This window comes from Bradyrhizobium sp. NAS96.2 (genome assembly GCF_001908235.1).
GTDB lineage: Bacteria > Pseudomonadota > Alphaproteobacteria > Rhizobiales > Xanthobacteraceae > Bradyrhizobium.
Map to the genome: position 1 here is coordinate 39,508 of NZ_LGHK01000066.1, position 21,744 is coordinate 61,251.

A 21,744-nucleotide genomic window follows, 5' to 3' on the forward strand; every position below is an offset into this window, starting at 1 on the left:
CGACTAGCAATCACCAGGCTTCTTTTCGGAGGGCGCGGGCTGAGCCGCACCCGCAGTCATCTTCTCTGATTGCTCGGAGGGCGCGGGCTGGGTTCGGTCGGGCGTGCCCGTCGTCATCTTCTGTGACTGCCCGGAGGGTGCGGGCTTGGTTTGCTGTAATTGCTCGGCAGCAGTCGGCTGGCCCTGCATCTGGTGTTGGGCATCTTCTGATGATGTTGCGGCACCTTCCGTTGCTTTGTTCATCGCGGTTGTGGGCGGATGCTCCTTCGAGGCTGCCGCTGTTGAACCCGTGGTCTGTTCAGTATAACCGGGTACGTTCCCAGAGCCGGCATCGCGGCTCGCAGTGTTACAGGGACCGCCAATGGCGGAGTTGCTGAAGGCGAGCACCGCGCCAAAAATCGTAAGTCTGGCAGCAATCATGGCCTTTTTCCTTGTGTTAGGCCCCTAGACGATTGAACAAAAGTACGGGGTCCTCTGTTCCGAAGACCGGCACCGGAATCGCGTTCGGGCGCGCAAATCTTATGTCGGGAATGTTTCCTGAGTACCCCGTCCGGCGATGCCTTCAACCGGCAAAACTGGACAACCGCATCTTCGGGATTGCGTCGCAACCGGACGCGCAGCTGCCGTAGTACGTTCATCGGGACAGTCCTCATGAGGACGGCGAATGGCCCGTCCCTTGCGAAGAATGTTCGACTGGTGGCTCATCTCGATTGTTCGCGCCATGCCGCTCTTGGGCCGCTCTCTGTCGAACACCGGACGCCCGGCTATCGACAGAACATCAACAATCTCACCGCAGCCGTTGTTTGCGCATAAACCGTTGGATTTGGTTGGAAGCCAGTCCGTGCGAACAACCAGGGCTTGCCTACACTTTCGCGAAACAGGGGTGGGCACGCCATGGTGCAGCGCGAGATCAGCGTAGGCACTGAGCACTGGGATCGCGACAGTTGTTCAAAGGAAAATCGTCAATGGTAAGCCGGGTTGACCTTCAGCATTAGCGTTGCGCGCACATTCCGTGATTGCACTCTGCGTGATCCGGCGTACTCTATTAGGCGCGAGATGAGCAGTAAACGTAGCTCCTTTGGCGAGTACGAACCGACGCGTACCGGTCAGCAAACACCCCCTCGCAGCGGCGTTTCAAAAAACGAAGTCAACACGCATAAAGGCGGGAGGAAAGGCACATGAAGCGGTGGTGCAATTCTGGTCTATCTCTTGTTTTTGGTGTGACACTCACGGTGTCGTCGGCTTTGGCTCAATCCGTGGATACTGCGCGCATCGAGGCCGCCGGTCAGAACGACTGGCTGACCTATCACGGCTCATACAAATCTTATCATTACAGCCCGCTCGCGCAGATCAACGCGAACAACGTTGCCAATCTGAGCGTTGCCTGGATCCACATTCCCGGACGGTCGACGCGCGGCCTGCAATCGATACCACTAGTGGCCGACGGCGTTCTCTATTACACTGGCTCATACAGTCGGGTGTTTGCGCTCAACGGCGCGACGGGCGAGGTGATCTGGTCCTATTTTCCCGAGCTGGACGAGGCGCTGATTTCTCGCCAGACCCATTCTCCTTATAATCGCGGCGCAGCGCTTGGTGAGGGCAAGGTCTTTGTCGGCACGATGGACGGCCGGCTCATCGCTCTCGAAATGAAGACCGGGAAGGTCGCCTGGGATACTAAGCTGATCGACTCACAGAAACTCACGGTCGGCTTCACCGGGGCGCCGCTTTACGCGAAGGGCACGGTGATCATCGGCGCGCAGGGTGGCGAGTGGCCGGGCCGTGGCCCCATATTCGCTGTCGATGCTGCCACGGGCAAAAAGAAATGGGAGTTTCTGACGGTCGCCGGCACCGATGAAGCCATGAAGACGTGGGGAAGTGATTCCTGGCGCACTGGCGGAGGCGGTGGCTGGATGCCTGGTACTTACGACTCCGAGACCAATACAATCCTGTGGGGCACCGCGAACCCGGCGCCGCTCTACGATTGGTCGGGCAGCGACTACAAGACGCAAGGCGCGCGTCCCGGAGACAATCTCTATACGAGTTCGGTGATCGGTCTCGACATCGATACCGGCAAGCTGAAATTCTATCATCAGGAGCTGCCCCACGACGCCTGGGACTTCGACAGCGCAGTCGGGGAATTCGTCATGCTCGATCGAGACGGTCAGAAGCTCGTGGTGCATCCAAACAAGAGCGGCTACATCTTCGTCTACGATCGCAATCTCGGTTTGAAGAATGTGTGGCGGATCACCGAGAACAGCAATTTCGTCAAGAACATCGACCCCAAGACCGGCGAACTGATCGGGCGGCGCGACTTCAAGGCGGGAAAGGTAGACGAGCCGCTGTGCCCGCATATCTCCGGCGGTGTCAGCTTCAATTCCGGCTCCTACAACCCGAAGACGGGCCTCTACTACAAGCTCGGCCAGGAATGGTGCATGACCCTCGAGGTCGTGAAGACGACACCGGTGACGACCCCGCAAGCACAGCTTAACATCGGGGCCGATTTCAAGATCGCTCCTCCTCCGAACGGAGAGATTTATGGTCATCTTGACGCGCGCGACCCGGTGACTGGCGCCAAGAAGTGGGAAGTCCGCTTCCCCGAGCCGCCGCTCGCGAGCGTCCTGTCGACCGCGGGGAATCTGGTGTTTGTACCTGACTCGCGCGGCACCATTCATGCCTACGATGCTGAAAGCGGGACCGAGCTGTGGAATCACTCGGATGGCACCGGCCATCAGGGCGGGATCATCAGCTACTCCGCCGGCGGCAAGCAGTATATCGCAGTGACCGCGGGCTTTGGCGGCATGGCGTCGGATGATTATGCGCCAACCTTCGGCGGCGTTTACAAGAGCATGCCGCGCGACGACGGCGCGCTGATTGTCTACAGCTTGAAATAGGTTCCAGATTGCCTGTCGGGGAGTGGGAACGCTCCCGCCCCCCGCGCATTTCAATGGGCTGACGCGGCCTTGCGAAAAGGGAGCTGTACCGGTTGAAATGGAATCTGGAAGGCTTAGCGCTGCTGGCTGCGTCGCTGACATGTGCCGCACCGGTCCATGCGCAATCTGCCACGCCCGCGCCGGGCAACGAGACAATCGACGTCGCACAGCTGTTCGCGACGACCTGTGGCTGGTGTCATTCCGATGGGGGGCGCGCGGCCGGCAAGGGGCCGCAGCTCATGAATACGACACGCGACGACGACTATCTTCGCGACCGCATCAAGCATGGCAAGTCTGGCGCGATGCCCGCATTCGGCGAGACCTTCAGCGATGCGCAGATCGACCAGATCATTAAGTATATCCGGCAATTGAAACCGCATGAGGGGTGAGGCGGCGAAATCCAGGCCTGGTCCGAGAACGCGGAATGAAGATAATCCTCCCGCTCATGGTTGGCGCAGTCATGGGGTTGTCGGGGCCGGCGCAGGCGCGAACCCTGGACGCGATCCGCTCGGCCGGCGTGATCGGGCTGTGCGCTCATCCCAACTCGCTTCCCTTCGCGAGCAAGGCCGGCGCCCCTCCCGGATTTCAGGTTGAATTGGGACAGGCGCTCGCACGAGAACTCGGCGTCTCGCTGAGGCTCGACTGGATCATCACCCAGTACCAGATGCGTAGCGCCGGCTGTGACATCCTTCTGGACGTCATTGCCGACCGCGAGGCGCAAGGCGAAACCCGCTTAAGGATCTCGAAGCCCTATTATCGCACTGGCGTCGCATTGGCCGTGCCGTCGTCCAGCACGCTCACGTCGTTCAAGAGCCTCAACGAGCATACCAAGGTGGGGGTACAGGTCGGGTCCGTCGCAGCCATGATCATTGGTCAACGGCACGTACCCACATCGACCTTCGGCTTCGAGAGCGACAGCCTCGAGGCCCTCTCAAACAATGAGATCGACGCCGCCGCGGTCACGCCCACTGTCGCGAGCTATTTCAATCTGACGCACCCGGAAAAGGCAGTCCGCGTCCTGGATCGTGACGAGAGCGAGGCGGACCTCAACTGGAATGTCGCCGTTGGTATGGTTCGTCCGGATAACAATTTGCGCGAAGCCATCGATGCAGCTTTGGAGCGGTTGGGAGCCGAAGGCACAGTCGATCGGATATACAAGCGCTACGGTGTTGTGCTGCAAGCACCGAAGTAGCTGCGCGAACGGGCGCGCTCCTGCGATCTTGCTCGTGCCGCGCTGGGCGCAGCTTCCGCACCGAGGCGGTGCAGGCGTTGGGCTACCCGACGCGTAGCCCATCGCCGCGTCAAGCGCGACCAAAGCCGCTAACTACTAGCTAGAAGATCCTCCTAGCAGCTGGTCAAGGCTTCATCGCACCCTGCACACTCGTGTAGACGGCATAGAGCGACGTCGAGCCACAGATGTAGAGTCTGTTTCGTTGCTGACCTCCGAAGCAGAGATTGGCGACAGTTTCCGGGATGTGGATCTTGCCTAGCAGATCGCCGCTTGATGTGTAGCAGCGCACGCCATCCTCGTTCGGATCACCCCAACCCACGGAGCACCAAACATTCCCGTCCCTGTCACAGCGCAACCCGTCGGTAATGCTGGGTTTGGGCATATCCGCAAAAACCTTGCTGTTCGACGCCTTTCCGGCCGCCACATCGAGGTCGAATACGCGGATATGCGATGGGTTATCGGGCCCGTCCGTGAAGCCGGTGTCGATGACATAGAGCTTCTTTTCGTCAGGCGAGAGCGCAATACCGTTGGGCTCCACGAAGTCGTCGACGACGACCTTGATGTCCCCGGATTTCGGATCAACCCGATAGACGTTGTGCTTCTCCTGCTCGGGCTCGGCCTTGATGCCCTCATAATAGCCCCCGATGCCGTAGACCGGATCGGTGAACCAGATCGCGCCGTCGGAAGTGACAACCGCATCGTTTGGGGAGTTCAGTCTCTTGCCATTGTACTTGTCGGCGATGATGGTGATCGAGCCGTCGAGTTCGGTGCGCGTTACGCGCCGGCCAGAATGTTCGCAAGTAATCAGGCGTCCTTCGCGATCGATGGTGTTGCCGTTCGAATTCATCGAGGGCTGGCGGTATACGCTTAGGTGACCGTCATCCTCCGAGAAGCGCATGATCCGGTTGTTGGGAATGTCGCTGAACAGCACGTAGCGCCCAGCCGGGAAGTAGACCGGACCCTCAGCCCAGCGGAAGCCGGTTGCGACGCGCTCAACTGCCATCGTGCCTGCGAACGCCGGGAACCCGGGGGGGCCGAACGATGGCGGACCCTTCTTGGCGGATTCCAGGTGGGAATCCGGATAGCGGCTGCCGGAAAGCGGCCCCAGGGGCAGCGGCGCGGTTGACCTCGTTGGAGCGCCCGATTGACCCAAGGGCGCTACGGACGCCGCCGAGGCCGCTTTCATAGTCGCGGCTGCCGCGGCAGCCGTCGTAGTCGCCAAGAATGTCCGTCTGTCCATTGTTACCTCCCTAGAAGTGACCAGGAATCCGGTAAACGCTGATCAGAATTCCGAACTCCCCACCAGCTCTGTATTCAAACGCCGGCTCAATATTGAAAACCGGAGTCTGTCATTCGGATGTTGGCAATCCTAGCACGAACAGAACTCGCTAAAGAGACCCTCACTCATTGTTGCGTTGCCGACGCTAGTGCTGCGATGCAACCCTGCATTGCTCTCGAAGTATTGTCGACGCTGGCCCGCGAAGTGATCGAATGACGAGGCGTGTGCATGAGTCCGGAGCTGGCCCCTGTCGGACCCGCCCGACCTCGCCGATGATGTCCGGCCATTGTGATGAAGCGGCACGCAGTACGAGCATTTGATGCTGCCGGTCCGCTGATCTCGCGATCTCTCGCTCCCCAGGTCCATCTGGGTTCTACGAGCGGCCCGGGGCTGATCCGGGGCCGCCAGGTATGGGCTTTCCTCCGGTATGATGTGCCGCGGCCTCGAATATTGACCCCTTTCGGCGTCCAGCCTTGACCCCCGCGCGGCGCTTCAATCTGGAATGGGTTTCGGCACTTACGGCGCATCAAGCGGGTCAACCTTGGACGCCGAATGGGGTCAAAGGCCACGCCGATCCACAGCGCAGTGCCGCGAGAATGTCGGCGAGCCGAATCGGATGATCCATACCCGGGATCTCGAGCAGGGAGGGACACGGTTCGACCGCGAACATATGCCGCCGTCCGGTCCACGACACCAAACCATCCTCTTCGGAAAGGAGCGTAACAAGGAACATTCCTATTCGTTCATTGTTCTCGAAAGTCCGCATGGAGCGGTTAGGAGGACATTATGAAGAAGCTAGCAATGATTTCCGTTGCGACCCTATTGGCATCGACGGGAGCATTCGCCCAGACGACGGTGGTCGGTACAACTGGCGCCGGGCATAATGCTGCGGTTCAGATCGAGCCGGAGTATCGCACCCGAATCCACAGTTACGTGACCGAGCACAAGATTCGTCCCGTCGAAACGCGGGAAAAAATCGTTGTCGGCTCCCCAGTGCCGCGCGACGTCGAGCTTGAAGCCGTGCCGGCCGATTGGGGACCGTCGCTCACGCGGTATCGTTATGTTTACTCGGGCGAGCGGGTGATGTTGGTTGATCCCGAGACCCGGACTGTCGTCCAGGAAGTCGACTGACAAACGCTTTCCGATCGACCTCATGCAATGGGGAGGCGGCCAGTTCGGCGGTCTCCCCCTGACGCCACGGCCATTACCGCGATTAGTGTGATGAAGGTTTTCCTAAGCATCGCACTCTCCCAGCTTTTAGAAAGTCGCCCGATTTGAAAACCTCCCCAGTGTTCGCTTTAGCTGCTGGCTAACGCAACGACAGAACCGTCCCGGCGCTCTCAGCCACGGCCTTAGTCTTGCGGGTACGGTATCTCGACCTTGTCCCGATAGACGCAATTGAGGAGGTCGTCCGAGGAAGGTCTCAAGCCTCCATCGACCCCCCTGGGCTGGCCATCGGCGCCTGGCGCCGACCGTGGCCGGTCCCGTCAACGAGCCAGCGCTCATGGTCCCCCCGGTCGGCCCCGCTCCGGCGTCGGCAGCCGCGTAGGAACCAGCCCTCCAGAGGCCAGTTGCTCCGCTGCGACCATGGGAGGACTGGCATGGATATGAGGGAAGCCTCCGCGATGACCGAGGCCTCCGGCCTCGTGGACGAACTGGAGACCAGGCGCGCTTCCGCGACGACGCCGGGCCGAGAGGCGCAGGTGGATGCTCTCTCGTTGCCCTCGCCTTTGCGACGTTTTTCGGAGCATCTGCGAGAGATAACCCTAAAGGCTCCACTGCAGTCGCTGTTCGTCGCGTTCCTCCTAGGAGTCTGGGTAGCTCGCCGGCGCTAGAAGCGCTACGAACCGCACAAGCTTGTTGCCGGGGAAGCTAGCCGGGCCTCTTGATCTTGCCTATCTCTCCTCCCTCGATGAAGGCGGCTCTGGAGGCATCGTGCGCCGGCAGCGATCTCTGCCCTCAGGGCCGCCGAGTAAACCGACGACCCCATGGCGACGCATAGCGGCAGGATCGAACAAGGCGCAGGCGGTCCTCGACGAGGCCAGACGCGAGTATCAGATGAAAGATGAGTCGAGTCTGGGCGCGCCGCGTTCGACGATCGCAGCGGAGGAGACCCGCAGAAGGCACCAGAAAGGGCGCGACGCAAGGCTCGGGAGCAAATCAGTGAGGGTCGACTGAGCCCAGGTATCGCGATCTCGATCGAAGGCGATGCCGCTGTCATCGCGATATCGAACGTTGCCGAAACGGCGTGCGTTATTCGACCTTCGGGGTACCCGGGAAGAAGTAGCAACTTTCGCCGACGGATCGAGTTGCCACTGCATGATATTTTGCTCATCGGAGCAGAAGATGGTCGATAAGAGCCCGATACGAAAAGCAGTAGATACTGCGTGGTCTATTTATCTGGCTACCCACGCCGGAGTCGATTCTGCGGACGACCGCCGATGCCTGCTCGAGCGCCACCTCCATGAGAAACGGGAAGCGCGTGAAGGCGATGCTGAGGAGCTCGCATGTCTTGGATTGGCTTATCTCGAGCGGCTCCCCGACGACGTATGCTGAGACGAGTTGAAGATCTTGTCCAGCAGGTAACGGCCAGTAGTGCAGGGCCGAACCGGACATTGCTCGCCATTTCGTATCTAATATCCGCAGCGATTGTGCTTGTCCTGCGATCAATTTGCGGGGCCTAGGGATCGGCACCCATGCGCATCGCCCAGCTGGCTCCCTTGGCAGAGAGCGTCCCTCCAAAGCTTTACGGTGGCACCGAGCGTGTGGTCGCGTGGTTGGTGGACGAGCTGGTCGACCTGGGACATGATGTTACGCTGTTTGCGAGCGGTGATTCCCGGACGCGCGGCACACTTCATCCCGTGTGGCCGCATGCACTGCGTCTTGGCCGGAAGGGTGCCGACCCGAGCGCCGCCTGCACCCTGCTGCTGGAAGCGATCGCGAGACGGGCGAGTGACTTCGATGTGATCCACTCTCACATCGACTGGCTGCCACTCCCGCTGCTAAGTCGGCTCGGCGTACCATTTCTGACCACCGTGCATGGCCGGCTCGACCTGCCGGGACTGCACCACGTCATCCGACATTTTCCGAATGCCAGTTTCGTGTCGATTTCCCAACATCAGCGCCGGCCGCTTGCTGACGCGAACTGGAGCGGTACCATCCAGCACGGTCTGCCGGTGAATCTGCTCCGGCCGTCATATGAAGAAGGCTCGTACCTGGCGTTTCTCGGACGCCTTTCAGCGGAGAAGGGTCCAGAAGATGCGATCCGCATCGCACACGCTGCCGGAAGGCCGCTGCGCATCGCGGCCAAGATACCGCGCGCCGAGACTGCATACTACAAGAAGCAACTTCAGCCCCACATCGACGGCGAGAACGTTCGGCTCGTCGGCGAGGTCGATGATGCAAAGAAGCAGCCATTCCTTGCCGGCGCCGCGGCCCTATTGTTTCCGATTGACTGGCCTGAGCCCTTCGGTCTCGTGATGATCGAGGCGATGGCTTGCGCCACGCCCGTCATCGCCTATCGCTCCGGATCAGTGCCGGAGGTTATCGATGATGGCGTCACCGGGTTCATCGTCGACAGCGAGGAGCAGGCTATCAGCGCGGTGAACAAGCTGGGGCGGCTGGACAGACGAAAGGTGCGCGCCCGGTTTGAGGAACGTTTCTTGGCGAGCCGGATGGGGCGCGATTATGAGGGGCAGTACCGCAAGCTGATCGCCGCTGCCCGGGCCAGCAAAGCTGCACTGCAACCATCGGCAACGCGAGAACAGGACCTCGGCCAGAACGCGACCTAGCCTAGGTCGTCCCGTTGCCAACGCGCACGATGAAGTTGATTCTGCAACGACCTGCTTTCCTCGCGACTGCCGCTGGGATCGGCCGGTGACTTGCTTTCAGCTGACGTCGGGCCATGCCTCGTTTGCTTGCTTTCAGGCTTCGTATGGGAGCGTCATCTAGTCGAGCCAACCCGACCGGATCACTGCGGATCACCCGTGGCCATCGCGTTCATGTGCACGGGTGATCGCCGAGATCTTTGTTCGGTGATGCAGGCTTTCTAGACATTAGGAACATTCGGGCAGCCGACCCTGTTTGGCATTGGTCTAACTAATGGAGGATGACATGGCAGCAGAACAACGAGAGACCGGCACGCTGATCGGCAGCGACAAGGTTGAGGGCACCGCCGTTTACGGCGCCGACAACCAGAAGATCGGCTCGATTGAACGGGTGATGATTGACAAGGTAAGCGGCAAGGTTTCTTACGCGGTGCTAGGCTTCGGCGGCTTTCTCGGCATCGGCGACGATCATTATCCTCTGCCGTGGCGGACTCTGAAGTACGATGTCAATTTGGAAGGCTATCGCACCAACGTGACCGAGCAACAGCTCAAGGGCGCGCCGAAGTACGCGAATGAGACCAGCTGGAATTGGGGGGATTCGGCCCGCACCAAGACCGTGAACGACTACTACGCCGGATACTGACCAGCCGGCTTGACGACCAAAGTGCGGCTCGGGGAGACAAGCCTGGTCTGCCTTGGCTAGATGGGCGGACGAGCCGGCTTCAGATGGGCGCGCTATCATGGGTCGTCCGTGCGGCCCAGCAATGTGGAGAATCCAAGCGTGCGGCGACGCCGAGAGCGGGGCGACCAGAACGCACAACCGGCCTAAACGCTACCGGCTGAATGTTCGCCCGAGCGCGACGCAACGCAAGCGCACTCGGGTTTGGTTCGCTAAAAATTCTTGGAGAATTCTTGGAGCTCGCAAGCCATCTTTTTCGGTACTCTGCTTATTAAGAGAGAAGGCCGCCATGCCGAATTTCTTCAACATGCCACCCTTTACGGAAGACGGGGACGTCCATGTGGTTGTAGAAACACCTCGCGGCAGCCGCGCGAAATTCGCCTATGACCCCAAGCTTGAAAGCTTCGCGCTCAGCAAATCGTTGCTGACGGGGCTGACCTATCCCCATGACTGGGGATTTGTGCCCTCTACCAAAGCAGACGACGGTGACCCGCTCGACATCATGGTGATTCATGACGCCGCGACCTTTCCGGGGCTTGTCGTTACGTGTCGCGCTATTGGCGTCCTCCAGATCGAACAGAAGAGCAAAAAGAAATCCGAGCGCAACGACCGTCTCTTTGCTGTGCCGTTGAACTCACACTCGGAGCGGGCTTTGCACGACATTGCTGATCTGACAAAGCCAATCCGGGAGGAGCTGGAGAAGTTCTTCGTGGCGACTGACGAATTGGAGGATAAGAAGCTCAAGATCATCGGGTGGAAGGGGCCGAAGATTGCGGTACAGACCATCAAGGATGCCGCGAAATCCTTCGCGAAGGACGGTAAATAAATTCGGGCGGTTCGGCGCGCTGGCTTTGTGCGTTTGACGCCGCAACTCTGCCTGACCGATCGGTGTCGGTGTTCATTCTAGCCGATCATCCTCGCGGCGTGAGGCTGTGGCGTATCGTCCCGCCGCGAGCCGGCTCCGGGGGGCCGCCCTGCAACTCGGCTCGTCTCTCCACGATGGCATGTCTCAACAATTCGAGTACAAGGCCAAAGGCCGTCAGTTCTTCCTCCTCAATCGCGCCGTCGTCATAACACTCGAGAGTTTCACTGATGATGGCATCGGCGTCTCGCTGTAGAGCCAGCAATTCCTGATTTGATTCCGCGGCCCGAGCCCTGGAGACCATGGCCAGGATGGTATGGCGGTGGCTGGTATTCTCCTCCCTATCGTCCCGATTCAAATAGCGGCGTAACCAAGCGCCGGCCGAACCGATCGCGGAGAGAAGCAGAAGCGCAAACCAGAAATAATCGCCGTACCTGTCGAGGAAGGTGCGTTCGTTGCCGTCGATGACGGCCGCCGCTCCGCGATGTACCGGCAGTTCGGCATCCTTCTCGGTATCGGGCTTGGTGATGTGTGCAGCGCCAGGCACTTGCCTTGCAATTGCCTGACGGACGGCGAATAGCTGTCGGAAAAAAGCTGCCACGGTCGCTTCAGACAAGGTCTTTCGCGCTACGATCAAGTGGTTGACGCTGATTGTCTCAACCTTGTCGCCCGGCCAAGCCGGATCCGCATTGAAGACGCTAGGCGGAATTTCCTCTGATTCATAGCGAGGGTGCTTCAAGGCGATGGCTTCCGAAGCGTCGATCGGGAGAAACCTGGGCTCACCTCGGGCCCGGGCTGTCGCAGCAATGGCATCCGAGGTGATTTTACTGTCGAGCGGACCGACCGCCATGAACGCATCGATGGTCAGGTCGCGCGCCAGCTCATCGATGTGGTCGGTGCTAAAGTGCGAAATCGCGACCTTGCCCGGCTCAACGCCGGAAGCGCTCAGAATGACCCGCAGCAACGCGGCATTTGCCGGTGTTCGGCCGATCACGCCGACCCGGTGCCCTGCGAGGTCGGCGATCTCCTTGATTTTCGGTGGGTGCCGTCTCCTGGGGCTCTGGCGCGCAGGTCCGGAAGGCGACCAGAGCACAACGAAGTTCTTGCGCACTGTGGCAACGGTCTGCGCGTCGGCCGGCATCTCCAGATCACCTCTGCCGACCGCAAGGTCGACCTCGCCGGCACCAAGCAGAGCGAGGGATTCGGCTGCCCCATCCGTTGCGAGCGGAGATAACCTGATAGTTCTGCTTTCGCTGGCGAAGGCTTCTTCCATCGCCTGAATTACTCTGTGATCGTCGCTTCCCCGCGGTCCGACCGCAATCCGGAGAACTTCCGGCTTCAGTGCATAATAGAGCGCGCCCGCTGCGGCGACAAAAACAAGAAATCCAACGGCCAAGACCAGCAGTAGCGAGTTGCTCCTTCTCCGCCATCTGCGGGCCGCGTCACTGGCTTTACTGGTATCGTTGGACGAGGACATTGCCGCCGCCAGTCAGGGATCCAAAGCACCTCGTTCTTCCCAGATACGTCGTCTTTTCGAGAATAACGTCTTAGCGGACGACTTAGTTCATGTTCGTCTCGCGTCTGAGAATTCGACTTGGCGGCCTTGTCATCTTAGTCTTGTAGCCGCGGCTTTTGGATCGGTTCTGCCGAGACTTGCCCGGCTGCGGGTGGCACTCCTGCGGCAGGAAGGGGTGCATCGGCTTGTGCCGAAAAGAGTCGGCCGAGGGAATTCGAAGGGGCAGGGGACGAGAAAAGGCTGGGGGACTGGACGGAATGGAACCGACAGGTTCGGCCGGGCGTCGAAATCTCTGCCACCGGCACCCAGAAGACTCAAACCGAGCGCGATATACCCGATCTTCATGGCCTGATTTGGTAGTGCCGGCGGTTTGCTGAGATGGTGTCCTGGGTCAGACGACGCTCCCGTAATGCTCTCCTCGAGAGCGAGATCTTGCAGTGCCTTCGGGGGGCACGCGCGAAAGAGCGCCGCCGTCTCTGGCGAAGGTAACGCGTGATCTCAGGAAGCGTCATCGCGTTCAGTACCCCGCTCGGCGGGCACGCCGCCTTTGCGGGCCATCTTGACGCCCCAATGCATGTGATCGAGTTCGCGGATCGAGTGGGCGTCGGGATTGATGCTCATCATGCAGCCGAGGTCGAGCGCGGCCTGATGCCAGCGCCAGCCGAGATCAAGCCGCCACGGATGGGCATTGATTTCGACCGCGACATTGTGCTTGGCGCAAGCACGCAGCACTTTCTCGACATCGATTTCGTAACCGGGCCGTCGCTGGAGCTGGCGCCCCGTCATGTGACCGATGATGGTGGTGTGAGGATTGCAAATGGCACGCAACAGGCGGTCTGTCTGTGTCTTACGATCTAATTTGAACCGACCATGGATGCTGGCGACGATGAAATCGAACCGATCCAACACTTCATCCGGATAGTCGAGCGAACCGTCGGCCGGGATGTCGGATTCGATGCCCTTCAGGATCCGGAAGTCGTTGCCGAACCGCTTGTTCAGCAAGTCCGCTTCGCGGTGCTGCTCGACGATCTGCTCCACCGAGAGGCCGCCGGCATAGTGGGCGGACTTGGAATGGTCGGCGACGCCGAAATATGCGAAACCATGTTGACGCGTGGCTTTGGCCATCGTTTCCAAGGTCTCGGTGCCATCGGAGGCCTCGGTGTGGCAGTGAAGGATTCCGCGCAGGTCGGGTGCTCATCCCTCAATAATGAGGCGAGCCAGGAACGCATTGCAGGCCCGTTCGGCTTCAGCGAACGTGCTGAAGGGCGATCCGGACACTTGAGCCGCCGGCATATTCAAAAAGTCAGGGCGATATGACGCAACAAAGCCCGGCTCCCCCAAGCAGCCCAGGTCCACTTCGGCTCTCGTTGCAAATGACGAATGAATAGTCGTCGCTACTTGCAATCCATATCTCCAGATCGCCAGTCTCAGCGCGGCTGAAGTGCAGGGCCATTTCACCCTCCACATCGGTAGTCATGACCACCCCCTAGATCAGCGGGAGGCGCGCTCCGCCGCTAGGATCGTCGTGGTTCATCTTAGCGGGGCCGTCGGCTTCGCTGCTAATAGCAAGCATACGCATTCTGGCTGGCTGTTGCGACGCAGTAGCCATAACTCGCTCGGTACGGGTAGCCGTAGCCATAGGGGTAACCATAGTCGTAACCATATCCGTACGCGGGGTAGCCATATCCGTAAGGGTAAGCATAGGCACCGGCCAAGCCGAGCCCTATCCCAAGTCCAAGAGCGGCGGCGCCAAATCCGCCTCCGCGCCAACCGCCACCACGCCAGCCGCCGCCACCAAATCCGCCGTGGAAGCCGCCGCCATGAAAGCCACCGCCGCCGAAGCCACCACGCGCAGAAGCAGCGGTCGGCGCAAACGCCGCGGTCATAACCGCGATGAGTATGATTAGGATTTTCCTAGGCATCGGACTCTCCAAGCTTTAGAAAGTCGCCCAATCTGCAAAACGCCTCACGTCCGTTTTGGTTGCTGACTACGGCCTCCGATCTCGACCAACCGCGTGACGGGGCCAACGAAATTTCGCGATATTCCAACCAGCGGATCGCCGCTAATAGGTCAGCGCCAGTAGCCGTTGCACGATCGCGCCGAGACACACTAGCACTACCAGAAGCTTCAGGAGCTGTGCTAGGCGACCGTCAGGCGCGAACCTGTCCATCACCCAAAAGCAGATCGCTCCCACAACCACGATGATCAAAACACCGATGAGAAGTGAAATAGCAGTCATTTATCATCCCTCGATCTCTGATGGCTTCGCTCAGCTCATTTCCGGCGGTCGCGCCGCACCTTCTGGAATTCCTCTGGTCCCTTGACGAGTTGGCGCTTGCGGTCGGCTTGTTCGTCCGCGCTAACGGCGCTGTCCGCCAACTTATCGATAGCTTCACTGGCCATATCGCGAGCTCGTTGGCGTCGGCTTTCACTTTTGAAGCCCGGCGAGATTGGCAAGGCCAGCGCGATCTCAACCAACCTGCGGACGGCTGTAGCAAGCTTAGGCTTGTCCGGCTGATGCTGTGCCCAAGTTCGGATTCCGACTTGCAATGATTCCGGCATTCGAACGCCGACAAGTGGCGCTGTGCCGGTGGCTGGCCTGCCGCGTGATATTTTACGATTATCTTTTGTTGGCTTTGCCATGAATAAAAGATTATCATAAAAGCAAGGCGAGGGGAAGATTGCAGTTTCCACCAACCCAGGCCACGAAGAAGTAGAATCCAAATGACCCAGGCTGATCGCGTGCTTAGCCATGAACAAACGCGTCCGCAATTCTGCAGGGGCCATTCGGCGCCCATGGCGCCGTTAGATTGTCCCCGGTGTCTCGGCTGGCGCATACATGGCCTGTTTGCGTTCGGTCCAAGCGCGCTGATCACTCCGGCCTGAAAGTCTGTCTCGGTTCGTGTTGGCAGCAGCCATGCCCATGGGCTTTCAAACGCTGCTCCGGCCTTCGAACGTGTCGGCCAAGCGGCTGACGGACTGTCCGGGATCGCAGCCGGATAGAACCGCATTTCGAGCCCACCGATCGACGTGGTTCGGCACGCATGCCCGATCGAGCCGACACAGACATCGTCATATAGATATCCCATCTCTCATGGGCTGCGTTTCGGTTGCGGCGGGTGACGCTTCAGTCCGGTGCGAGTTCCTATCATGGTGTCGATTGACGTTGCGGGTCCCACCAAGCGCCATCGCCCCGCCGCCCAGGAACTGGAGACGAGAACATCGGTTGGTCAAACTACGCCGATGTATCAAGGAGACAGCATGACGGAACCTAATGTCCGCAAAGGGATGCCGCCCGTCAAGCTGCCGCGTGAAGAGTTCGAGCGCCGCTACAGGAGCCAATTCGTCGATCCGGCTTTCGCGCAGCTTCAGCACCAGCTCGATGCCATCGTCGGCGCCGCCTGGGATGCCTATAGCCACTCGCGCAAATCGCCGGCGACGCGGAAGGCGGGCGCGGGCTTTGCCGATCCCGATTACGATCTCGCTGTCGACTGGCTCGCCGCGCGCGCCGCCGTCATCGAAGCGCGGCGGCGCCATGACGATGCTGGTGCGGTGCCGCGCATCCTCATCATCAACGGCTCGGCCCGCAGCGAGCACACCTGTCCCGGCGAGATGTCCAAGAGCTGGCGCATGGTCAAGCTCGCCGAACCTGTTTTCGTCGAGATGGGACTTGCCGTGGACATTCTCGATCTGTCCCGGCTCGCCTCGGAGTTCGGCAAGAACATTCGTCCCTGCAAGTCCTGCGTCGCCACTGCCATGCCGCTGTGCCACTGGCCCTGTAGCTGCTATCCGAACTACTCGCTTGGCCAGACCGACGACTGGATGAACGAGATCTATCCACTCTGGGTCGCCGCCCATGGCATCCTAATCGTAACACCGGTGAACTGGTATCACGTGCCGGGCGGCCTCAAGGCGATGATGGATCGCCTGGTCTGCGCCGACGGCGGCAATCCGGATCCGACCTCGACTCACGGCAAGAAAGCCGATGAAGCCAAGGCCCTCGAACTAAAGGGCTGGTCGTATCCACGCCATCTCGCCGGCCGGCATTTCGGCCTGATCGTTCACGGCGACAGCGTCGGCGCCGAGGGCGTGCGCCGAACCCTGTCCGATTGGTTGACCGACATGCACTTGATTTCGGCGGGCCGCTTCGGCGAGCTGGACGGGTATGTCGGCTACATGGAGCAGTATGCCATGTCCCATCGCGAGCTGGATAAAGACCGCGAATTTCAGCAGGAGGTGCTGAACACGGCGCGCGCGTTGGCCCGCGCCGTGAAGCTTGCCCGACATGGGCGGCTTGAGGATCCCGGGGCGGGGATATCTGATCCGGTTCCGAAATGAGGGCTTCCGGGCCGATCGATTTGCGACAGCCGCGGATTGGCCTCACGTTCGAAGATTCGGAGGAGCATGGCGACGGAAGGATCATCGAAGACCATCGTCTATGCCGCGCTTGCCGGCAACGTTCTCGTTGCGGCTACCAAGATCGGAGCCGCAGCCTGGACAGGAAGCTCGGCGATGATGAGCGAAGCCGTGCATTCTGTGGTCGATAGCACCAATGAGGTGCTGCTACTCTATGGCTACCATCGCGCGAGCCGTCCGCCCGACGAATCCCACCCGCTCGGCTATGGGCGCGAGCTGTATTTCTGGAGCTTCATCGTCGCGCTGCTGATTTTCTCGCTCGGCGCCGGCGTCTCGCTTTATCAGGGCGTCATCCATGTTACCGCACCCGAGCCAATCGAGGATCCTGTTGTCAGCTTCGTCGTGCTCGGACTGTCGTTCCTTTTCGAAGCCGCCTCGTGGCTTTTTGCTCTGCGCCGCTTCCGGTCGGAGCATGCGCGGTTCGGCTGGTACGAGGCCTTCGTCCGCAGCAAGGACCCTCCCGCCTTCATGGTGCTGCTGGAAGACACCGCCGCGTTGATAGGCATCGTGATTGCAGCTGCCACGACTGCGGCGGCGGTGCTGGTGGCACAGCCGGTCTGGGACGGCGTCGGCTCGATCCTGATCGGGATTTTGCTCGGCGTCGCGTCCATCGGGCTCGCCAGGGAGAGCAAGAGCCTCCTGATTGGTGAGCCCGCCCATTCCGAGTTGTCATGCTCCATCCTCGACATCGCGCGCCAGTCGCCCGGCGTGCTTCGGGTCAACGGGCTCCTGACCACGCAATTATCGCCGGCCGAGGTTGTCGCGGCGCTGAGCGTCGAGTTCGCGAACGACAAGCGTGCCGACGATATCGAGCACTGCGTCGTTTCGATCGAAAATGAGATCCGCAGACAACATCCGAGCGTCGCGGCTTTGTTCATTAAACCCCAGACCAGCGCGAGGTATCATGCCGTTCGGGCGAAGCGGCGGAAGCGGCGCACGGCGAGGGCCTAAATTTCTTCTCGGGAGGGGTGGACGCGGAAGCTCCTGCCGACGCCCGTCTCCTCGTCAGCGAGGAGACGGGATTTCAGTGTTACTTGCTTTCGGGCTTCCAGGTCGTGCTCGCCCGATCGTATTTGAAACCTGGCGCAGCCTTTAGGCTGTCCTTGGTCTCGTCGAGCGTGAGCCACCATTTGTCGTCCTTCTTTTGGGATTTGACCGCCGTGTACGGCACGATCACGTCCTTCTCACCGGCGCCAAGAAAGCCGCCGACGCCGATGACCAAGCCGGTCACTTTGCCGGACTTGTCGACAAGCACGTCGTCGATCGTCCCGATCTTGGATTCCTTCGGGTCATAGACATTCTGCTTGTAATAGTTGCTTATAGTCCAGCTCTCCGTCGGAGCGGAGGGCATAGTGTTGGCGGCATGCGCGGCGGAGGCAATCGCCGCAGCCATAATGCAGCCGATAGCAAACTTCTTCATGAAAGAACTCCTCGTCTTTAGTCCAGATGACCGATCAGCTAGATGCCACCGCTCATGGCAATTACTGGCACGGCCCAGAGAATGATGGCTGGCATGCCAGCACTCTTCAGTCGGAAGTGCAGACCTTCACGCTCTTCATGCCGGTCTCGGCCTCGGAGCGCGTCTTGTAGACGGTGCCTGACGGACTGACGACGGTGGTCGTCGTGTCGGTCGGCTTCTTGTCGACGACCGTGCATTTCTTCGTCTTCACGTCCTGCACGACGTAGAATTCGTCAGCTGCGAGTACCGGCGTGACGAAAGCGGCAAGCAACGATGCCGCGACAATCGCTTTAACGTTCATATTTTCTCCTCCAATAGCCGTACCAATCGGCGGAGGTGCAACGAAAAAAAATGGCAACGGTTCCTAACTATGAACCGGCACGCGACGCAGACCGTGCCAAAAGCCGGCGCGCCCGGGCGCTGCGGGGCCTGACCGCGCAGCGGCATACGTTAGTCAGCTGCGCGATCTTCGCGGCGCCAGCCGCTGGCTACGAGCTGTCGCACTTAACGGTCACCCGGCACCAGGCAGCGAGCGTCAGCCCGAACGTCATCGCTTATCAAACGTTGCCGAGCAGCGGAGGGTCCTATTCGACCTTCGATGCCAAGACAGTCGGAGTACGAACGCGCCCAACGCGCGTTCCATGCAAACCGCGAGCGCCTGAAGGCGGAGCGGCTAGCTCGCGAAGCTACGTCGAACCGCGAAGCCGGACGGAAGCGGAGGACCTGAGAGAGGGTTCGTGTTCGCAAGGCCGGGCTCACTTTCGGGCAGATGTCGCCGATCGAATCCACACAGGCGGCCGCAATCGGCTTTCGTCCTCGGGTAGCTGACGATCAACGAGGCGGCATGCGGCCGAGGACATTGATGGGTAGCGAATCCAGCCTGTCGGAAGGCATCATAGATGAACCGATGCCGCCGTGACGCGTTGGAAGGTATCTAATTTGGTTCCTAGACGATGCGAACCGTAGCCAGAAGTCGAAGCAGCCGCTTTCCGATCACCGTCAGGCCGACCGGGACAGATATCGCGGTCGCGGACGTCATTGCTCGCAATACCAAACCAGTTCCTGAAATGATCGCCCGGGGCCTGACTTGGGGCGCCGACGAAAAAGTGCTTCTGTTTCTGGTCGCGGCCGGATGGCTCGTCTCCCGCCGCGGCAGCGCCGCCCAGCGTCGGGCGGGAGATCATGCGCTGCTCGTCACGGTCGCTGCTTCCCTTTTACCGCACCTCATGAAGTCGCTGTTCGACCAAAGGCGCCCCGATCGGGTCATGGTGCTCAGCCACCTGCGTGGAGTTCCGTTTTCCGGCAAGCGCGACGACGCCTTTCCGTCCGGCCACGCGCTGCACATGGGCGCGCTGGCGTCGGCGGCAGGCAACTTGCCCACACGATCACGAAGAGCGATCTGGGTATTCGCGATCGGACTTTCGCTGACGCGCATAGTCGTCTTGGCCCATTGGGCGAGCGACGTCCTCGTAGGATTCGCGTTGGGAGCAATTCTGGAGCGGTTCATGCGTCTATGGACCGGCTATCCGGCCGAAGCTTCGAACGAGGGCAAGCATGCCGATTCTTGAAGACCTGAAGGGATACGCGGAGCGCGCCACCGGCCTGAGACGACCAGGCAAGCGCAATGCCGCAAACCTTGCAAGGAATCGAAAGCCCCATACTGTTCGATTCAAGGACGATGGTCTCGTCCCCAATCACCCCCGATGGCCGCTGATCATTTATCGGGGCGCTGTCGATCTCGACGAACGCCACGATCCGGCGGCCGTGATCGAGGACCTGTTCGAAGCCAACCGGTGGGGCGACAGCTGGCGCAACGGCATTTACGACTACGTGCATTACCACTCCAGGATCCATGAGGTGCTCGGGATCGCGCGCGGAAAAGGACGCGTCCGCTTTGGCGGCAACAAGGGCCGGATCTTCACAATGAAGGCCGGCGACGTCGCTGTCCTGCCGGCCGGCACGGGCCACCAATGCCTGTCGGCAGATGATGACTTCCTTGTCGTCGGCGCGTACCCGCCGGCCGGAGTGTACGATGAATGCAGAACCGTCGAAGATTACCCGCGGGCACTGAAGACCATTCCGAAGGTGCCGCGACCGCGCAACGATCCGATCTACGGGTCGGGGGGGACTTCTGGCGAAACTCTGGAAGCGACCAAAATGACCGAATACGTGGTGCGATTCCTCGTCGGCGGCGCTGTTGTATCGGCCTTTGCGATGCTTGGAGACGTGCTGCGACCGAAGAGCTTCGCCGGGCTGTTCGGCGCCGCGCCATCCGTCGCGCTTGCGACGCTCGGAATCGCGATCTATCAGCATGGCGCCGCCTATGCCGGCTCGCAAAGTCTCTCGATGATGGCGGGCGCGATTGCGCTGGCGGTCTACAGCGTCGTGGTCTGTCACCTTCTCGTCCGCGCGCGCATGCAGGCGCTGCCCGCCACAGCTCTGTCGCTCGTCGTCTGGCTGACCGCGGCCTTCGGCCTGTGGAGCCTCGCCGGAGCACAGACGTGACGACGCCGATCCGCTTATCGACCTCGTCGCTGAAGCAGGGCCGTTGGTACGAATATCTGATCCGCTTCGTGCTCGGCGGCGCCGCGACGGTGTTCACCGGTTTCATCAGCAGCCGCTACGGTGCCCCTATGGGCGGCCTCTTTCTCGCGCTTCCTGCTATCTTTTGCGCCAGCGCCACGCTAATTGAGAAGCACGAAGTCCGCCACAAGCGGGAGGCAGGCTTTGACGGCGAGCGGCGCGGGCAGTGTGCGGCTGCGCTCGATGCGGCGGGCGCCACCCTCGGTGCGCTCGGCATGCTGACGTTTGCGGCCGTATTCTGGATGGCGGTCGAAAGGAGCGTGGCTGGCGCGTTCATCGGAGCGTCGCTGGCGTGGCTGCTGGTCTCGGTTGCGGCCTGGTTCGTCCGGCGCAGGGTGCGCTTCGCGCGTCGAGCCGGACGAACCGCCGGCCGCGCGGTTCCGCGGAGCCGCTAGGACGGCTCGGGTGACCGCCTCAAGCCGATGCCTTGGCATTGACGCCCTTGCGCAACGCCACCGTGTTCAGTTTGGCGTTTGCGGCCTTCTCCTCGTTCAGGTTGGTCGTGAGAAAGCGCACGATCTCCTCGTGGTCCAGCTGCTCGGCCCATGCGATCAGCGTCCCGTACCGGCATATTTCATAGTGCTCCACGGCCTGCGCGGCCGCAACAAGCGCTGCATCCAGCACGGCCTTGTCTTCGATCTCGCTGGCGGTCTCGTCCGCCTCTTCGATGATGCCGTCGATTGCCGGGCACTTCGCGCCGCTTGGCTGCTTGCCGAGTTTGGCGAAAACCTTGTCGAGCCGCTCGACCTGGTTTTTCGTCTCTTCGAGATGGTTCTTCAAGCCCGTTGCGAGATCCCGGTTCGTGGCCTTGTTGATCATTTTGGGCAACGATTTGAGGATCTGTTGCTCCGCGTAGTAGACGTCCTCCAGACCGTGGATGAGCAGATCCTCCATCGATTTGATGTCTTTGGTGAAGATACCCATTGTCAATTCTCCTTTGGCAATCGATGGCATTGGAACG

21 protein-coding genes and 2 pseudogenes are annotated in these 21,744 nt (G+C 60.5%); 13 read left to right on the forward strand and 10 right to left on the reverse strand.

Annotated features, from left to right (window positions below; genetic code table 11):
- Window positions 1–3 precede the first annotated feature (3 nt).
- Entirely contained in the window at window positions 4–420 is a 417-nt protein-coding gene (locus AC628_RS44785) for a hypothetical protein (RefSeq protein WP_210190213.1), read from the reverse strand.
- A gap of 758 nt (window positions 421–1,178) precedes the next feature.
- Here AC628_RS44785 and AC628_RS15465 point away from each other — a divergent pair.
- The 3 genes from AC628_RS15465 (at window position 1,179) to AC628_RS15475 (ending at window position 4,122) form a co-directional block, all read left to right on the forward strand.
- Window positions 1,179–2,891, forward strand: a complete 1,713-nt coding sequence (locus AC628_RS15465) for a pyrroloquinoline quinone-dependent dehydrogenase (protein ID WP_074127646.1) — start codon at window positions 1,179–1,181, stop codon at window positions 2,889–2,891.
- A 92-nt stretch (window positions 2,892–2,983) separates the two neighbouring features.
- Window positions 2,984–3,319: a c-type cytochrome gene (locus AC628_RS15470; RefSeq protein WP_083632928.1), complete on the forward strand. Its 336-nt coding sequence runs from the start codon at window positions 2,984–2,986 to the stop codon at window positions 3,317–3,319.
- A gap of 35 nt (window positions 3,320–3,354) precedes the next feature.
- The gene (locus AC628_RS15475) at window positions 3,355–4,122 is read left to right on the forward strand and encodes a substrate-binding periplasmic protein (RefSeq protein ID WP_074127647.1); all 768 of its coding nucleotides are present in this window, start codon (window positions 3,355–3,357) and stop codon (window positions 4,120–4,122) included.
- A 163-nt stretch (window positions 4,123–4,285) separates the two neighbouring features.
- Here the strand turns inward: AC628_RS15475 and AC628_RS15480 are convergent, their stop codons facing one another.
- A complete protein-coding gene (locus AC628_RS15480; protein WP_074127648.1) occupies window positions 4,286–5,401 on the reverse strand; it encodes an SMP-30/gluconolactonase/LRE family protein in 1,116 nt (371 codons plus the stop codon).
- A gap of 825 nt (window positions 5,402–6,226) precedes the next feature.
- On the opposite strand from AC628_RS15480, the gene AC628_RS15490 reads away from it, so the two are divergent.
- From AC628_RS15490 to AC628_RS15515, 4 genes are all read left to right on the forward strand, one after another.
- On the forward strand, window positions 6,227–6,571 hold the full coding sequence (locus AC628_RS15490; protein WP_074127650.1) for a DUF1236 domain-containing protein: 345 nt from the start codon (window positions 6,227–6,229) through the stop codon (window positions 6,569–6,571).
- A gap of 1,565 nt (window positions 6,572–8,136) precedes the next feature.
- Window positions 8,137–9,231 (forward strand): glycosyltransferase family 4 protein, encoded by a 1,095-nt coding sequence (locus AC628_RS15505; protein ID WP_074127652.1) that lies wholly within the window; start codon window positions 8,137–8,139, stop codon window positions 9,229–9,231.
- A 322-nt stretch (window positions 9,232–9,553) separates the two neighbouring features.
- Complete coding sequence (locus tag AC628_RS15510) at window positions 9,554–9,910, forward strand: PRC-barrel domain-containing protein (RefSeq protein WP_074127673.1); 357 nt, start codon at window positions 9,554–9,556, stop codon at window positions 9,908–9,910.
- 325 nt (window positions 9,911–10,235) lie between these two features.
- A complete protein-coding gene (locus AC628_RS15515) occupies window positions 10,236–10,772 on the forward strand; it encodes an inorganic diphosphatase (protein ID WP_074127653.1) in 537 nt (178 codons plus the stop codon).
- Between the two features lie 85 nt (window positions 10,773–10,857).
- Here the strand turns inward: AC628_RS15515 and AC628_RS15520 are convergent, their stop codons facing one another.
- From AC628_RS15520 to AC628_RS15540, 5 genes and pseudogenes are all read right to left on the reverse strand, one after another.
- Window positions 10,858–12,285: a TAXI family TRAP transporter solute-binding subunit gene (locus AC628_RS15520; RefSeq protein WP_083632931.1), complete on the reverse strand. Its 1,428-nt coding sequence runs from the start codon at window positions 12,283–12,285 to the stop codon at window positions 10,858–10,860.
- A 488-nt stretch (window positions 12,286–12,773) separates the two neighbouring features.
- Window positions 12,774–13,512, reverse strand: a pseudogene (locus AC628_RS15525) (PHP domain-containing protein); the annotation flags it as partial.
- 371 nt (window positions 13,513–13,883) lie between these two features.
- On the reverse strand, window positions 13,884–14,246 hold the full coding sequence (locus AC628_RS15535) for a hypothetical protein (RefSeq protein WP_210190214.1): 363 nt from the start codon (window positions 14,244–14,246) through the stop codon (window positions 13,884–13,886).
- Between the two features lie 141 nt (window positions 14,247–14,387).
- The gene (locus AC628_RS44005) at window positions 14,388–14,564 is read right to left on the reverse strand and encodes a hypothetical protein (RefSeq protein WP_168193383.1); all 177 of its coding nucleotides are present in this window, start codon (window positions 14,562–14,564) and stop codon (window positions 14,388–14,390) included.
- Between the two features lie 35 nt (window positions 14,565–14,599).
- Window positions 14,600–15,079 carry a hypothetical protein gene (locus tag AC628_RS15540; RefSeq protein WP_245321188.1) on the reverse strand — a complete coding sequence of 160 codons (480 nt, stop codon included), beginning with the start codon at window positions 15,077–15,079 and terminating at the stop codon, window positions 14,600–14,602.
- 507 nt (window positions 15,080–15,586) lie between these two features.
- On the opposite strand from AC628_RS15540, the gene AC628_RS15545 reads away from it, so the two are divergent.
- Both AC628_RS15545 and AC628_RS15550 read left to right on the forward strand, forming a co-directional pair.
- On the forward strand, window positions 15,587–16,663 hold the full coding sequence (locus AC628_RS15545; RefSeq protein ID WP_074127677.1) for a flavodoxin family protein: 1,077 nt from the start codon (window positions 15,587–15,589) through the stop codon (window positions 16,661–16,663).
- 66 nt (window positions 16,664–16,729) lie between these two features.
- The gene (locus tag AC628_RS15550) at window positions 16,730–17,692 is read left to right on the forward strand and encodes a cation diffusion facilitator family transporter (protein ID WP_074127654.1); all 963 of its coding nucleotides are present in this window, start codon (window positions 16,730–16,732) and stop codon (window positions 17,690–17,692) included.
- Between the two features lie 79 nt (window positions 17,693–17,771).
- Here AC628_RS15550 and AC628_RS15555 read toward each other — a convergent pair whose 3' ends face one another.
- Together AC628_RS15555 and AC628_RS15560 are read right to left on the reverse strand one after the other, a co-directional pair.
- Entirely contained in the window at window positions 17,772–18,161 is a 390-nt protein-coding gene (locus tag AC628_RS15555) for a PRC-barrel domain-containing protein (RefSeq protein ID WP_074127655.1), read from the reverse strand.
- 106 nt (window positions 18,162–18,267) lie between these two features.
- On the reverse strand, window positions 18,268–18,501 hold the full coding sequence (locus AC628_RS15560; protein WP_074127656.1) for a hypothetical protein: 234 nt from the start codon (window positions 18,499–18,501) through the stop codon (window positions 18,268–18,270).
- A 652-nt stretch (window positions 18,502–19,153) separates the two neighbouring features.
- Between AC628_RS15560 and AC628_RS15565 the strand changes: the two genes are divergently transcribed.
- The 4 genes and pseudogenes from AC628_RS15565 to AC628_RS15580 all read left to right on the forward strand — a co-directional run bounded on the left by AC628_RS15565 (window position 19,154) and on the right by AC628_RS15580 (window position 21,178).
- Window positions 19,154–19,768 carry a phosphatase PAP2 family protein gene (locus tag AC628_RS15565; protein WP_074127657.1) on the forward strand — a complete coding sequence of 205 codons (615 nt, stop codon included), beginning with the start codon at window positions 19,154–19,156 and terminating at the stop codon, window positions 19,766–19,768.
- Window positions 19,755–20,141: pseudogene (locus AC628_RS45975) on the forward strand (cupin); the annotation flags it as partial. The gene AC628_RS15565 and the pseudogene AC628_RS45975, both read left to right, overlap by 14 nt.
- A gap of 216 nt (window positions 20,142–20,357) precedes the next feature.
- Window positions 20,358–20,705: a DUF3147 family protein gene (locus AC628_RS15575; protein WP_074127658.1), complete on the forward strand. Its 348-nt coding sequence runs from the start codon at window positions 20,358–20,360 to the stop codon at window positions 20,703–20,705.
- Complete coding sequence (locus tag AC628_RS15580) at window positions 20,702–21,178, forward strand: DUF3147 family protein (protein ID WP_074127659.1); 477 nt, start codon at window positions 20,702–20,704, stop codon at window positions 21,176–21,178. Before AC628_RS15575 ends, AC628_RS15580 begins: the two co-directional genes overlap by 4 nt.
- A 19-nt stretch (window positions 21,179–21,197) precedes the next feature.
- Here AC628_RS15580 and AC628_RS15585 read toward each other — a convergent pair whose 3' ends face one another.
- Window positions 21,198–21,707 carry a YciE/YciF ferroxidase family protein gene (locus AC628_RS15585; RefSeq protein WP_074127660.1) on the reverse strand — a complete coding sequence of 170 codons (510 nt, stop codon included), beginning with the start codon at window positions 21,705–21,707 and terminating at the stop codon, window positions 21,198–21,200.
- Between the last annotated feature and the right edge of the window lie 37 nt (window positions 21,708–21,744).

Coding starts and splice junctions, on each gene's coding strand:
- AC628_RS44005 (WP_168193383.1), bottom strand. CDS start 14,564: ATGACTGCTATTTCACTTCTCATCGGTGTTTTGATCATCGTGGTTGTG.
- AC628_RS15515 (WP_074127653.1), top strand. CDS start 10,236: ATGCCGAATTTCTTCAACATGCCACCCTTTACGGAAGACGGGGACGTC.
- AC628_RS15565 (WP_074127657.1), top strand. CDS start 19,154: ATGCGAACCGTAGCCAGAAGTCGAAGCAGCCGCTTTCCGATCACCGTC.
- AC628_RS15575 (WP_074127658.1), top strand. CDS start 20,358: ATGACCGAATACGTGGTGCGATTCCTCGTCGGCGGCGCTGTTGTATCG.
- AC628_RS15545 (WP_074127677.1), top strand. CDS start 15,587: ATGACGGAACCTAATGTCCGCAAAGGGATGCCGCCCGTCAAGCTGCCG.
- AC628_RS15490 (WP_074127650.1), top strand. CDS start 6,227: ATGAAGAAGCTAGCAATGATTTCCGTTGCGACCCTATTGGCATCGACG.
- AC628_RS15465 (WP_074127646.1), top strand. CDS start 1,179: ATGAAGCGGTGGTGCAATTCTGGTCTATCTCTTGTTTTTGGTGTGACA.
- AC628_RS15480 (WP_074127648.1), bottom strand. CDS start 5,401: ATGGACAGACGGACATTCTTGGCGACTACGACGGCTGCCGCGGCAGCC.
- AC628_RS15540 (WP_245321188.1), bottom strand. CDS start 15,079: ATGGCTAAGCACGCGATCAGCCTGGGTCATTTGGATTCTACTTCTTCG.
- AC628_RS15475 (WP_074127647.1), top strand. CDS start 3,355: ATGAAGATAATCCTCCCGCTCATGGTTGGCGCAGTCATGGGGTTGTCG.
- AC628_RS44785 (WP_210190213.1), bottom strand. CDS start 420: ATGATTGCTGCCAGACTTACGATTTTTGGCGCGGTGCTCGCCTTCAGC.
- AC628_RS15520 (WP_083632931.1), bottom strand. CDS start 12,285: ATGTCCTCGTCCAACGATACCAGTAAAGCCAGTGACGCGGCCCGCAGA.
- AC628_RS15510 (WP_074127673.1), top strand. CDS start 9,554: ATGGCAGCAGAACAACGAGAGACCGGCACGCTGATCGGCAGCGACAAG.
- AC628_RS15535 (WP_210190214.1), bottom strand. CDS start 14,246: ATGCCTAGGAAAATCCTAATCATACTCATCGCGGTTATGACCGCGGCG.
- AC628_RS15585 (WP_074127660.1), bottom strand. CDS start 21,707: ATGGGTATCTTCACCAAAGACATCAAATCGATGGAGGATCTGCTCATC.
- AC628_RS15505 (WP_074127652.1), top strand. CDS start 8,137: ATGCGCATCGCCCAGCTGGCTCCCTTGGCAGAGAGCGTCCCTCCAAAG.
- AC628_RS15560 (WP_074127656.1), bottom strand. CDS start 18,501: ATGAACGTTAAAGCGATTGTCGCGGCATCGTTGCTTGCCGCTTTCGTC.
- AC628_RS15555 (WP_074127655.1), bottom strand. CDS start 18,161: ATGAAGAAGTTTGCTATCGGCTGCATTATGGCTGCGGCGATTGCCTCC.
- AC628_RS15550 (WP_074127654.1), top strand. CDS start 16,730: ATGGCGACGGAAGGATCATCGAAGACCATCGTCTATGCCGCGCTTGCC.